This window comes from Flavobacterium enshiense DK69 (assembly GCF_000498495.1).
Classification (GTDB): Bacteria; Bacteroidota; Bacteroidia; order Flavobacteriales; family Flavobacteriaceae; genus Flavobacterium; species Flavobacterium enshiense.
The window spans coordinates 26,505-39,582 of the sequence record NZ_AVCS01000024.1; the positions used below are offsets into that span (position 1 = coordinate 26,505).

The following is a 13,078-nucleotide window of genomic DNA, read 5'->3' on the forward strand; positions in this document are numbered from 1 at the left end:
GGATAACTTAAGATTGTCTTGTTCTGTCACTCGCCTCACGGTCATCTCCATAAATATCAGAACGGTAATTCTCATCATCCCCCTCCAGAATCTGAAGATAGCTTTTATAACGCGACCAGGCAATTTCATCTTTTTCAAGAGCTTCCTTGACAGCGCAATGCGGCTCATCTTTGTGCAGGCAATTGTTGAACTTACATTTATCTTTCAATGCAAAAAACTCCGGGAAGTAATCTCCTATCTCCTGTTTTTCCATATCAACAATTCCGAATCCGCGAATTCCCGGTGTATCTATAATTTGGGCACCGAAAGACAAATCGAACATTTCCGCAAAAGTCGTCGTATGTTGCCCTTGCTGATGTTGTTCCGAAATCTTTTTTGTTTTCAGATTTAGGGAAGGTTCCAGCGCATTAACTAAAGTAGATTTTCCAACGCCAGAATGCCCGGAGAACATGGAAACTTTCCCCTTCATCATCTCTTTCAGTTCCTCAGTCCCTTTACCTTCGGTGGAAGAAACCCTCAGGCATTTATAACCTATATTGGAATAAATATATTGCAGGTACAACTGTTCATCAAGCATGGCTTCGTCAAAAGTGTCAATTTTATTGAATACCAGAACCGCTTCGATCCCATAAGCTTCCGCAGTAACCAAAAAACGGTCAATAAAACTCGTCGTTGTAGGCGGATTATTTATCGTAACCAACAAAAAAACCAAATCGATATTAGATGCAATGATATGTGTCTGCTTCGATAAATTTACCGATTTACGAACGATGTAGTTTTTCCTGTCATGAATTTTTGTAATCAATCCGGTAGTTACGTCTGCAGTTTCTTCAAGATCGTAATCAACAACATCCCCCACGGCAATCGGATTGGTACTTTTTATTCCTTTCATTCGGAATTTACCTTTAATACGGCATTCTAAAAACGAATTGTTTTCTGTTTTTATGGTATACCAACTTCCTGTAGATTTATAAACGGTTCCTGTCATATTTAATTACGAATTATGAATTCCAAATTACGCATGGCAAAATTACAACTATTATAGCTGATAATTCGTAATTTGAAATTCGTAATTATCTCATCACTTTCTCTTGGTGCGAAATACTTTCCTGATGGATTGCCTTGAACAGTTTCAGCACAAACTCTTCGCTCAGTCCTTTTTCTTCCCCTTCCAAAACCATTTTGCCTAAAATTTCATGCCAACGGCTGCTTTGTAAAATCGCCACATTTTTCTCTTTTTTCAGCGTACCGATTTTCTCTGCGATTTTCATTCGCTTGCCTAAAATTTCCAACAGCTTCGCATCCAAATCGTCAATTTGAGTACGTAATTTATTCATTCGATTATTGAAATCATCCGCTTCATCTGTTTCCTTTCTCACGCGCAAATCCTTAAAAATCTGCTTCAAAGTATCCGGAGTAACCTGCTGTGCGGCATCGCTCCACGCATGATCCGGATCGATATGAGTTTCAATAATCAGTCCGTCAAAATTCAAATCCAACGCCTGTTGAGAAATCTCCTGAATCATATCTCGTTTTCCGGCAATATGAGAAGGGTCACAAATGATCGGTATGTCCGGGAAACGATTCTGCAAATCGATAGCAATCTGCCATTCGGGATTATTCCTGTATTTTGATTTTTCGTAGGTTGAAAATCCTCTGTGAATTACCCCCAATTTCTTTATTCCGGCATTGTACAGACGTTCCAATCCACCCAACCATAACGACAGATCAGGATTTACCGGATTTTTCAACAGCACAATTTTGTCAGTATCTTTCAAAGCATCTGCTATTTCCTGAATCGCAAACGGGTTCACGGCTGTTCGCGCGCCAATCCACAATACATCGATATCATGTTCCAACGCCATTTTAACGTGAGACACATTAGCTACCTCGACCGCCATTAAAAGCCCTGTTTCTGCCTTGGCTTTCTGTAGCCATTTCAACCCTGTTTCACCAATACCTTCAAACCCTCCCGGACGTGTTCTAGGTTTCCAGATTCCGGCACGGAAGATACTTACGTCTGAATTTTTTAATTCGTTTGCAATGGCCAAAACCTGATCTTCGGTTTCAGCGCTGCACGGACCTGCTATTACCAACGGATGTGACAATTTGAAATCATCCAGCCAGGCGCGCATATTTTTATTATTTTCCATTACTTCTTTCTTTTTTAAGGTTTATACCTTCTAATATTTCTTTTATTCTGTTGGTTTGCTCCATCTCCGCATATATTGCCTCAAAATCATCGTTTTCCAGCAATTCCTTAAACCGATTCAAATTATCGATATACTCGGATAATGGCTTTAACAACTCTTCCTTGTTTTGTTTGAAAATAGGCGTCCACATCGAAGGTGAACTTTTCGCCAAACGAACCGTACTCTCAAAACCACTTCCTGCCATGTCAAAAATATCTCGTTCGTTTTTCTCTTTTTCAATCACGGTTTTCCCCAACATAAAAGAACTAATATGCGACAAATGCGAGACATATGCAATATGTTTGTCATGAGATTTCGGATCCATATAACGAATGTGCATCCCGATGTCATTAAAAAACCGCAACGCTTTTTGCTGCAGACTGGAAGCTGTTTTTTCCACTTCGCAAATAATGTTTGTTTTTCCTATAAACAAACCTCTTTGTGCCGCCGAAGGTCCAGAAAATTCAGTTCCCGCGATTGGATGTGCCGCCATGAAATTTCGTCGTTTCGGATGATTTTCAACCGATTTGCAAATTTGTTCTTTCGTTGAACCTACATCTAAAACTATCGCTTCGTCTTTGATTCCGTTTAAAATCTGCGGCAAAACTTCCGTCATTTTATCGACAGGGATGGCTAAAATCACCCAATCGGCTTGAGACAAATCTTCAAAAGCCGCTTTCTCGTCTATTAGCCCCAATTCTAAAGCTTTTTCCAGATGTAGGTCATTTGTGTCGATACCAAAAATTGTGGCCCGACTGTTTATTGCCTTCAAATCCAAAGCCAGAGAACCACCTATCAATCCCAAACCGATAACAAATACGTTTATCTTCTCATTACTTTCCATCAGAATCGTTTTAATGCTTCTTTAATTAATGTTTCATCCACACACAATGAAAATCGGATGTATCCTTCTCCATTACTGCCAAAAATAGTTCCCGGAGCGAGAAACAGATTTTTATCATACAGCAGTTCATCCACATACTCGTTAGCCGAAGCAACCCCTTCCGGCAACTTGGCCCAAACAAACATACCTACCGCTTTTTCATCAAAGGAACATCCTAATCGTTTCGCCAGTTCAAAAACCAAGAGCCTTCTTTTACTATAAATATCGTTCTGATCCTTAAACCAATCGGCTCCCAATTGCAAAGCTTCGACCGCACCTTTCTGAATACCGTAGAACATTCCGCTGTCCATATTGCTTTTCACTTTCAATACGGCTTCAATCAGTTTTGAATCGCCCAATACCATCCCTACACGCCAACCGGAAAGATTAAACGTTTTGCTCAATGAATTCAGCTCCAACGCCACTTCTTTGGCTCCCTCTACCTGTAAAATAGAAATGGGATTATCGTTCAGGACAAAACTATAAGGGTTATCATTAACCAATACAATAGCATGCTTTTTGGCAAAAGCCACCAACTTCTCAAATAACTGCAAGCTTCCGGAAGCACCTGTTGGCATATTAGGGTAATTCACCCACATGATTTTCACATTGGACAAATCCTGTTTTTCCAGTGCCTCAAAATCAGGTTCCCAATTGTTTTCAGCTTTCAGATCGTAAAAAACCGATTGAGCTCCTACTAATTCCGTCACGGAAGCATACGTTGGATAACCCGGATTAGGAATCAAAACCGCATCGCCTTCATTCAGAAAAGCCAATGAAATATGCATGATCCCTTCTTTAGAACCCATCAGCGGCAATATTTCCGAATTGAAATCGACAGTAACATTAAAATTTTTGGCGTAAAAATCGGCCATCGCTTTTCGTAGTTCCGGCAATCCCTGATAGCTTTGATACTGGTGCGCTTTAGAATCACCCATCGATTTTTGAATCGCTTCGATGACTCTTGGTGCCGGTCTCAAATCAGGGCTTCCGATTCCCATATTGAGAATAGGTTTGCCTTCCGAAAGTAACTTTCCTACTTCACGCAGTTTTTGCGAAAAGTAGTACTCCTGTACTTGTTCCAATCGTTTTGCTGCTACTATCATATTCTTGCGTTTTTATATTCTCCCAAAACTTTAAAATGTGTTGTCATTAATTCCAATATCTTTTTTGCCTCTTCATAATGCTCATACTTTTCAAAAACCACATCCACGAAAAACGAATATTGGAACGGGGTTTCAATTACAGGCATCGACTGGATTTTGGTTAGGTTCAGCTTACAGTTATTCATCACATTTAACACAGTGGATAAATTTCCAGCCTTATCCTCTAACTCAAATTTTATGGACGCTTTATTTATTTCCTCTTTAGAAAGTTCATCTTTGCTGGTTTTCACAATTGCAAATCGGGTTTTGTTAGGTTTTACCGTGTGAATTCCCGAAGCGATTATTTCCAAATCATACATTTTTGCCGCTATCGGACCTGCGACCGCGCCAATCCCCAATAGATTCCCTTCTTTAATACGCTTGGCCGTTTCTGCAGTGTCTACACTTTCCACTAATCTGATGTGCGGATACTTTTTAAAGAAAACAGCGCATTGCAATAAGGCAATCGGATGTGAATGAACTTCTTTTATATCCTCAATTTTCTGCCCTTTAATAGCCATCAGATTCATGTGGATATCGAGATAATGTTCACCAACAATATGCAGATCGTTATTGTCAATCAGGGCATAATTCGGAATTATCGAACCGGCAATAGAATTCTCCAGCGCCATGACACCCTGCTGTGCTTTGTTTTCTATCAAACTGGTTACCAAGCTCTCAAACGACATGCACTCATCGAGAAAAGTATCTTCGTTAAAAAATTCTTTCGCTACCTGATGATGAAATGAGCCTCTGATTCCCTGAATTGCAATTCGTTTTTCCATGATTTTGTCCAAAAAAAAATCCCGATGAAGCATCGGGATTGTATTATGATAATTGTATTTACTTTTTCAGTTAAATAACCATACGACAATCCCTTTCCATTTTCCAATAGAAATAAAAGAAATTGTTGCTAAAAAATGTGTTATTTAAGTTCATTGCTTTTTTTGAGCGATTTTGAATTACAAACTTAGTAAAAATTTGTTTTGAATCTATATTTTTTGAAAATTTTAAGTTTTTTGCAAATCGTATACCTGCTTTTCTTCTTATTTTTGCTCCAAATCACGAGTTATGTCTATTGAAGTTCAGAATATTTCCAAGAATTACGGCGAACAAAAAGCGCTGGATAACGTTTCATTTTCGGTAAAAAAAGGTGAAATCGTTGGTTTTTTAGGTCCGAATGGTGCCGGAAAATCGACATTAATGAAAATTCTGACTACCTATCTTACTTCAGATGGAGGCAATGCTGCTGTTAACGGACATAACGTAGCTGTTGCTCCCAAAGAAGTCCAAAAATCCGTTGGTTACTTACCGGAACACAATCCGCTGTACCTGGATTTGTATGTTCGCGAATACCTTGCTTTTAATGCCGATGTCTATAAAGTTGCCAAATCACGCATTGATGATGTGATTGCTTTAACCGGACTTACACCGGAAAGTCACAAGAAAATTGGTGAACTGTCCAAAGGATACCGTCAGCGTGTGGGATTGGCTACTGCCTTACTTCATAATCCTGATGTTTTGATTTTGGATGAGCCAACAACAGGATTAGATCCGAACCAATTAGTAGAAATCCGTGATTTGATCCGCAACATCGGAAAAGACAAAACCGTTTTTCTTTCAACGCACATCATGCAGGAAGTGGAAGCCATCTGTGACCGCGTGATCATTATCAATAACGGAAAAATTGTTACCGACAAAAAGTTGGACAACTTAGTTTCGGATGTTACTGAACAGATTATTGAAGTGGAATTCGACAAAGAAATCTCATCTGAGTTACTGGCTACGATTCCGAATCTAAAATCTTCCAAGAACATTCAGGGCACAACGTGGGAGCTTACTTTTGAAACCAATGATGATATGCGCCCTAAAGTCTTCGATTTTGCACACAACAATGGTTACCGTACATTACAGCTTACATTAAAAAGCAAAAACCTGGAGCAGATATTCCGCGAAAAAACAAAGAAAAAATAATTTATTAAACGGAAAATTGGTGTACGCATTTTGGATTTTAATTTTGAAAACAATCTGCTAAAAAATCAACTTAATTGCGTCAATTTTATTTTATTGGTAGACAATATGCCCGGTATAATGCTGAACAACATTTACCACCGAAGGCCTGCTCAACAAGATAATATTTCCGTTACTATAGATGTCTCCCTCAATTTTATTGGCGGGTTTTAAAATCATGTCATTCGAACTGCGCTGGAAAACATACACGTCCTGAACCGCTAAATCAGCTCCTTCAAAACGGGAAACGCCGGAATAAAATACCACATTAAGTGAATTCGTTGTGCCTTTGATCCTGAAAATCGTCGTATTGTTATTTTCAACAACCAGATTCTGGCAATTCACATTCAGATCAAAAATATTGGAAGCGGTTTCCCCGAACAAACCCTGTTGCAGGTTGAGATACGGAAAATTCAAAACGCCTTCCGACTCCACACTATATTGCGACGATGAGTAAATTTTGGTAATATCAGGTGCGGTCACGGTAACTCGTGCAGGAATCGTTGTTCCTAAATCGCATTCCAGTTTGTTTTTCACATATAAAATTCCGTTTGTTACTTTGGTGGTAACTTCTGCAATTATATTTTCTCCGGTTTCAATTTTCACCTCAGCAACATCTCCTTGCTTTACCACCAGATTGATTCCTCCCGCAATATTAATCTCATGGAACGCTTCAACGTCATCAAAACGCGAAATGGTCTTGCCCGGCTCCCTGTAACATCCTGGAACAACCTCGGAACTACAAGAAATCAGCAGAAAAACAACCGCTAGAAATGATACTATTTTCATCCTCATAATCTGATTCCTAAATTAAACTCCATTGCTTCCGCTCTTGAAATATGAGTTTTCAAACTCACCCCTGCCGAAACATTTTTGGTAATATAATATTTCATCCCTAAGCGTTGATACAACGGTCCGAATTTATCAGAAGGATCATATATATAGTATCCGAATTGGGTATCAATTGCTAATTTATTAATAAATAGTTCATGACCAACAAAAACACCTATTCTTCGGTAATCAGCATCCCCGTTATAATTGCTTTCAAAATAAGCGATCGATTGATAACGGATAAATTCTTCTAAATACAGCATCCAGAAAAAATCAGCTCCCGCCTGAATGGCACTTTTATGATTGATTCGTTTATCTGCATATAAAGAAGCCACATAAAAAGGATATTGGCCACTGTCTACAACATCACTTTCGTTAACGCCACTCCTGAAAACAGCGTTATAGCGAATCGGTTCCGTAAATTTCTCTTTCGGATGCTTTATATAAGCGATTGAATCTTTTGTAGGAATGGTGTAGTTCAATCCAACATTGAAAGCTATTGTATTTGTACTCGTGTTAGGCGCTTCAATATTTGCATTGGAATGATGCACAAAATTTACGCCCGTTTGAAAACCCAAACCTCTCCAAATATCAGGCTTGTGATAATTCAACATAAAGTAAGTTGAAGGCATATACCTGGCACCATACGCGAGATTTCGATAATTGGTTTCCCGGTCATACGGATTGGTGCAATACGCTACCCCCTGACCGACCCTAAATTGCAGGTTCCTCTTGAAAAAGTAAAAATTGAAATGAGCATACAAACCGTATAAATCACCCAATTCGGAATTTTTATTATCCTGATACTGAAATGAAAGTCCATAATCCGGATAATTGTACCAGGCTTCCCATTTTTGCGACCCGAAGGTTTTTCGGTTAAAACTGATAACGGTTCCATCCGGATGCCCTTTTATCAAATGAAGGATATTGGTGTCATGCGGCAAAATACTTCCGTAAAAGTAATTCGCCTCAACAGTATATTGTTTCATTTCTTTTTCCTGTGCAAAAAGGGGAATCGAAAGAAAAAATAAAATATAGGTTAGTAATCGCATTTCGGATTTTGAAAATCAGACAAATATAGCAGAATATTTAATTGAAGAGAATAAGGAGTTTTTTTTGGAAGCCTTTTTGTTTTCTTTGAATAAAAAAACCTGCAAGATTTAATAAATCCTGCAGGCCGTACCTGTTTTTGTGTTGTATTTAGGTATGCTTATTTTAAAAAACTTCGCTGGCAATCTGTCGGATATTGTCCGATTTACCCATCGAATAGTAATGCAGCACCGGAATCCCGGCTTTTGCCAACTCCTTACTCTGTGCTGTACACCACTCAATCCCGATTTGGGAAACAGCCTCATTATCTTTTGCTTTCACCACCTCCATAATCAAATCATCAGGTAAATCCACTTTAAAGCGATGCGGAATCAGATTCAGCTGTTTTTTGGTCGAAATCGGCTTCAGTCCCGGAATAATTGGAACCGTAATTCCTGCAGCACGGCATTTATCCACAAAATCAAAAAACTTTTGATTATCGAAGAACATCTGTGTAATGATGTAATCTGCTCCGTTTTTGATTTTCTGTTTCAGGAAATAAATGTCGCTGTCCAGACTTGGGGCTTCCATGTGTTTTTCCGGATAACCGGCCACACCAATACAGAAATCCGTTTTGTTGGTATTCTGTAAATCCGAATCCAAATAAATTCCGTTGTTCAGGTTGCTGATTTGGGTCACCAATTCCGAAGCATAAGTATTCCCCTCTTTTTCCGGTTTGAAATAAATTTCGCTTTTTACGGCATCACCACGCAAAGCAACAACATTGTCAATACCAAGGAAATCCATATCAATCAGGAAGTTTTCGGTATCTTCCTTGGTAAAACCACCGCACAAAATATGCGGGATGGCATCGACCTGATACTTGTTCTGAATTGCTGAACAGATTCCCACCGTTCCCGGACGTTTCTTCACAACTTTCTTTTCCAGTAAACCATTCGGAAGTTCCTTGTATTCGTATTCCTCACGATGATAAGTTACGTCAATAAAAGGCGGCTTAAACTCCATCAAAGGTTCAATATTATCAAAAATGCATTGAATGTTCTGTCCTTTCAACGGAGGAAGGATTTCGAAAGAAAACAAAGGCTTTCCGTTAGCTTTCTCTATATGTTGTGTTACTTTCATTTCTGGTTATGAGTTATAAATTATGAGTTATGATTGTTTCCGAAATCCCTAATCGGCGATGTTCGGATTCAGCCATTTCTCTGCATATTCGTATGTACAATTTCTTCGTTTGGCGTAATCGCGAACCTGATCTTCTTTTATCTTTCCGAGCCCGAAATACTTACTTTCCGGATGTGCAAAATAATATCCCGAAACGGAAGACGCTGGCCACATGGCCATACTCTCCGTTAATGTTACCCCGATGTTTTCTTCCACATTTAAGAGTTTCCAGATTGTCGGCTTTTCCAAATGATCAGGACAGGCTGGATATCCGGGAGCCGGACGTATTCCTTTATATTCTTCTTTAATCAAATCTTCGTTGGTAAGTTTCTCTTCCGAAGCATACCCCCAGATTTCCTTACGTATTTTCTCGTGTAGGAATTCTGCAAAAGCTTCTGCAAAACGATCGCCCAAAGCCTTTACCATAATGGAACTGTAATCGTCGTTGTTTTCTTCGAATGCTTTTGCTTTTTCATCCACACCAAATCCTGTTGTGACACAAAAGGCGCCCATGTAATCTTCTTTTCCAAGTTCTTTTGGGGAAATGAAATCAGACAAAGCGATGTTGGGCGCGCCTTTGGTCTTTTGAGATTGTTGACGTAAGGTTAGGAAAGTCTCCAAATGCTTCCCGCTTTTGTCATATAATTCTATATCGTCATCATTCACCTGATTCGCAGGGAAGATTCCGTAGATTCCTTTTGCCGTTAACCAGTTTTCCTCCAATAATTGATTTAACATTTTTTGCGCGTCATTGAACAGTATCGTTGCCTGTTCGCCCACAACATTATCCGTCAATATCGCCGGGTATTTTCCGAATAATTGCCACGAACCGAAAAACGGCGTCCAATCGATGTACGGAACCAATTCTTCCAATTTCACTTCGATGGTTTTTGTTCCAATGAAATTAGGTTTCACAGGTTGGTAGTTTTCCCAATCCAACTGTAATTTATTGGCTCTTGCCTGCTCTATTTTCAGATAGCTTTTATCACGCTGGCGGTTTAAAAATGTTTCACGAAACGCTTCGTATTCCGCCCGGATCGTACTCGCGTATATTTTTTTATCCTTATTCAGCAAATTTCCTGCTACGGTTACCGCACGGGATGCGTCGTTTACGTGAACCACGGTTTCCCTGTATTCGGGAGCAATCTTAACGGCTGTGTGTGCACGTGAAGTGGTTGCCCCACCAATCATAATCGGAATTTTGATATTTCGCTTATCCATCTCTTTGGCCAAATACACCATTTCATCCAGCGAAGGCGTAATCAATCCGCTCAAACCGATGATATCCACATTCTCGTTAATCGCAGTTTCAATAATTTTTTCCGGCGGTACCATCACTCCCAAATCGATAATTTCGAAATTGTTACAGGCTAAAACCACCGAAACGATATTTTTACCGATATCGTGAACATCGCCTTTTACGGTTGCCATCAATACTTTTCCGGCTGATGATGTAGCTCCGTCTTTTTCAGCTTCTATATAAGGAAGAAGATAAGCTACTGCTTTTTTCATCACACGGGCCGATTTTACCACCTGAGGCAAAAACATTTTTCCGCTTCCGAACAAATCCCCCACGACGTTCATACCAGCCATCAGATTGATTTCGATAACTTCGATAGGCCTTGTAACCGATTGTCGGGCTTCTTCCACATCGATTTCGATAAATTCATCGATTCCTTTTACCAATGCGTGTGTGATTCGATCCTGCAAGGAACCGTTGCGCCATTCCTGCACTGCTTTTTCATGAGATTTCACATCACCTTTGTAACTTTCGGCTAATTCCAAAAGCCTTTCGGTAGCATCATCGCGACGGTCTAAGAGTACATCCTCAACATATTCCAATAAAATTGGGTCGATTTCATCATACACCTCCAACATTTCAGGATTCACAATCCCCATCGTCATTCCGTGTTTGATGGCATGATACAAAAACGCAGAATGCATTGCTTCACGTACTTTATCATTCCCACGGAAGGAGAATGACACGTTACTCACTCCTCCGCTAATATTGGCGTATGGAAGGTTTTCGCGTATCCATTTGGTAGCAAGAAAGAAATCCAATGCATTGCGACGGTGTTCTTCCATTCCGGTTGCTACCGGGAAAATATTCGGGTCGAAAATAATGTCTTCGGCAGGGAAGTTGATTTCGTTGACCAATATATCGTAGGAACGTTTACAGATTTCGATACGACGTTCATAAGTATCGGCCTGACCAACCTCATCAAACGCCATTACAATTACTGCAGCCCCATATCGTTTTACCAGTTTCGCATGATGAAGAAACGCTTCTTTTCCTTCTTTCAAACTGATGGAATTCACCACACATTTTCCTTGTGCTACTTTCAGTCCGGCCTCGATAATTTCCCATTTGGAACTGTCAACCATCACGGGAACTCTTGAAATATCAGGTTCGGAAGCTATCAGATTCAGGAATTTTGTCATCGCATAGACGCCGTCCAGCATCCCTTCGTCCATGTTGATATCGATAATCTGCGCACCACCTTCCACTTGCGCACGGGCAATATCAAGTGCTTCTTCGTATTTTTCTTCTTTGATTAAACGCAGGAATTTTCGCGAACCGGTTACGTTAGTACGTTCCCCTACGTTCACGAAATTAGTTTCGGGAGTAACGATTAAAGGTTCTAATCCCGATAGTTTTAAATATTTATGGCTTGCTCTTTCGCTCATTATGCTTCCTCCAGTATTCTTGGTTTGTACTCTTTTGCTACTTCGGCAATTAAATTTATATGTTCCGGCGTTGTACCGCAGCATCCGCCTATAATATTGATCAGATTATCTTCTAAATACTCCCTGATTAACGCCTGCATTTCTTCCGGAGTTTGATCGTACTGACCGAAAGCATTTGGCAATCCGGCATTGGGATGTGCAGAAACATTAAACGAAGTATTGTGTGCCAAACGTTTTAAATACGGCTTTAACTGATCCGCTCCTAAAGCGCAGTTAAAACCAACGCTCAACAACGGTATATGCGAAATGGAAATCAGAAACGCTTCCACCGTCTGCCCCGATAACGTCCTGCCCGAAGCATCCGTAATCGTTCCCGAAACCATGATTGGAATATCGATGTTGCGTTCTTCTTTTACTTCTTCGATAGCGAAAAGTGCCGCTTTGGCGTTTAATGTGTCAAAGATAGTTTCCACCAACAACACGTCGCAACCACCGTCAATCAAGGCTTCTACCTGTTCTTTGTAGGCAATGCGCAATTCGTCGAAAGTCACGGCGCGGAACCCCGGATCGTTTACATCCGGGCTCATGCTAGCCGTTCGGTTGGTTGGTCCGATGGAACCCGCTACAAAACGAGGTCGGTCGGTAAATTCGTCTGCTACTTCTCTTGCGATTTTTGCCGATTGGTAGTTTAACTCATACACCAAATCTTCCATGTGATAATCCGCCATTCCAATCGTGGTTCCGGAAAAAGTATTGGTTTCCACGATGTCGGCTCCGGCAACAAAATAAGCGCGGTGTACTTCTTTAACCGCTTCGGGCTGTGTAAGCGACAGTAAGTCGTTATTCCCTTTTAGCGGATGCGGAAAATCCTTGAAACGCTCACCTCGAAAATCTTCTTCTTCGAATTTATAGCGTTGCAGCATTGTACCCATCGCTCCGTCGAGGATGAGGATTCGGTTTTGTATGGCTTCCTGTATTTTTGACATATTTTTTTAAGCTTTTAGCCACTAGCTTTTAGCCAATAGCGATTCCAAAAAATCAATTTGTTTCTTATTTAGCCCCGATTACTTCACTGATTTAATATTTACAGAGGTGTTATGTGAACACTTCGTGTTTGC

The 13,078-nt window shown here is 40.1% G+C and carries 11 protein-coding genes; 1 reads left to right on the top strand and 10 read right to left on the bottom strand.

What is annotated here, in order from left to right:
- Positions 1-7: 7 nt before the first annotated feature.
- The 5 genes from rsgA to FEDK69T_RS12760 form a co-directional block, all read right to left on the bottom strand.
- The gene (gene rsgA / locus FEDK69T_RS12740; RefSeq protein WP_023574586.1) at positions 8-988 is read right to left on the bottom strand and encodes a ribosome small subunit-dependent GTPase A; all 981 of its coding nucleotides are present in this window, start codon (positions 986-988) and stop codon (positions 8-10) included.
- 85 nt (positions 989-1,073) lie between these two features.
- Entirely contained in the window at positions 1,074-2,153 is a 1,080-nt protein-coding gene (locus FEDK69T_RS12745) for a bifunctional 3-deoxy-7-phosphoheptulonate synthase/chorismate mutase type II (RefSeq protein ID WP_035630704.1), read from the bottom strand.
- A complete protein-coding gene (locus FEDK69T_RS12750) occupies positions 2,143-3,018 on the bottom strand; it encodes a prephenate dehydrogenase (protein WP_035630721.1) in 876 nt (291 codons plus the stop codon). Before FEDK69T_RS12750 ends, FEDK69T_RS12745 begins: the two co-directional genes overlap by 11 nt.
- Before the next feature lie 17 nt (positions 3,019-3,035).
- On the bottom strand, positions 3,036-4,181 hold the full coding sequence (locus tag FEDK69T_RS12755; RefSeq protein WP_035630705.1) for a pyridoxal phosphate-dependent aminotransferase: 1,146 nt from the start codon (positions 4,179-4,181) through the stop codon (positions 3,036-3,038).
- Entirely contained in the window at positions 4,178-5,005 is an 828-nt protein-coding gene (locus FEDK69T_RS12760) for a prephenate dehydratase (RefSeq protein WP_035630722.1), read from the bottom strand. Before FEDK69T_RS12760 ends, FEDK69T_RS12755 begins: the two co-directional genes overlap by 4 nt.
- Before the next feature lie 286 nt (positions 5,006-5,291).
- Here FEDK69T_RS12760 and gldA point away from each other — a divergent pair, with 286 nt between their 5' ends.
- A complete protein-coding gene (gldA, locus tag FEDK69T_RS12765) occupies positions 5,292-6,194 on the top strand; it encodes a gliding motility-associated ABC transporter ATP-binding subunit GldA (RefSeq protein WP_023574591.1) in 903 nt (300 codons plus the stop codon).
- A gap of 90 nt (positions 6,195-6,284) precedes the next feature.
- On the opposite strand, the gene FEDK69T_RS12770 is transcribed toward gldA, so the two are convergent.
- The 5 genes from FEDK69T_RS12770 to FEDK69T_RS15880 all read right to left on the bottom strand — a co-directional run bounded on the left by FEDK69T_RS12770 (position 6,285) and on the right by FEDK69T_RS15880 (position 12,946).
- Positions 6,285-7,019, bottom strand: coding sequence for a head GIN domain-containing protein (locus tag FEDK69T_RS12770; RefSeq protein ID WP_023574592.1), 735 nt, complete (start codon positions 7,017-7,019; stop codon positions 6,285-6,287).
- A gap of 2 nt (positions 7,020-7,021) precedes the next feature.
- Positions 7,022-8,050, bottom strand: a complete 1,029-nt coding sequence (locus tag FEDK69T_RS12775) for an acyloxyacyl hydrolase (RefSeq protein WP_240473175.1) — start codon at positions 8,048-8,050, stop codon at positions 7,022-7,024.
- A 226-nt stretch (positions 8,051-8,276) separates the two neighbouring features.
- Positions 8,277-9,233: a methylenetetrahydrofolate reductase [NAD(P)H] gene (metF, locus tag FEDK69T_RS12780; protein WP_023574594.1), complete on the bottom strand. Its 957-nt coding sequence runs from the start codon at positions 9,231-9,233 to the stop codon at positions 8,277-8,279.
- Between the two features lie 48 nt (positions 9,234-9,281).
- Positions 9,282-11,960, bottom strand: a complete 2,679-nt coding sequence (metH, locus tag FEDK69T_RS12785; RefSeq protein ID WP_035630706.1) for a methionine synthase — start codon at positions 11,958-11,960, stop codon at positions 9,282-9,284.
- Entirely contained in the window at positions 11,960-12,946 is a 987-nt protein-coding gene (locus FEDK69T_RS15880) for a homocysteine S-methyltransferase family protein (protein WP_023574596.1), read from the bottom strand. Before FEDK69T_RS15880 ends, metH begins: the two co-directional genes overlap by 1 nt.
- Between the last annotated feature and the right edge of the window lie 132 nt (positions 12,947-13,078).